Raw genomic sequence first — 300 nt, 5'->3', positions numbered from 1 at the left:
TGAATAGCCACCGACTTGATAGACACCTTTTAGTTAGACAAAATGACTAATAGAGAGGTGCTTATGAGCAGCAAGAGATATCCAGAAGAATTTAAAATTGAAGCCGTCAAACAAGTGACTGAAAAAGGTCATAGCGTGGCTGATGTTGCAGCGCGACTTGGAACAACGAGCCATAGTTTGTATGCGTGGGTTAAACGCTATGGTCCTAACTCCTCACAATACCAAGCTCAATCTGATGAAAGTGCTGAAATTCGTCGACTTAAAAAGGAATTGCAGCGAGTAACAGAAGAGCGAGACATA

Annotated in this window: 1 protein-coding gene; it reads left to right on the top strand. The window is 42.0% G+C overall.

The window, feature by feature from the left end; all coding sequences use genetic code 11:
- Window positions 1–63: 63 nt before the first annotated feature.
- On the top strand, window positions 64–300 hold a 237-nt coding region (locus BLO31_RS12120), incomplete at its 3' end, for a transposase (RefSeq protein ID WP_070966712.1).

Source organism: Vibrio sonorensis, from assembly GCF_001854765.1.
Classification (GTDB): domain Bacteria; phylum Pseudomonadota; class Gammaproteobacteria; order Enterobacterales; family Vibrionaceae; genus Vibrio; species Vibrio sonorensis.
The sequence above is the reverse complement of the archived record's forward strand: the minus strand, read 5'-3'. Positions and strand labels throughout refer to the sequence as shown.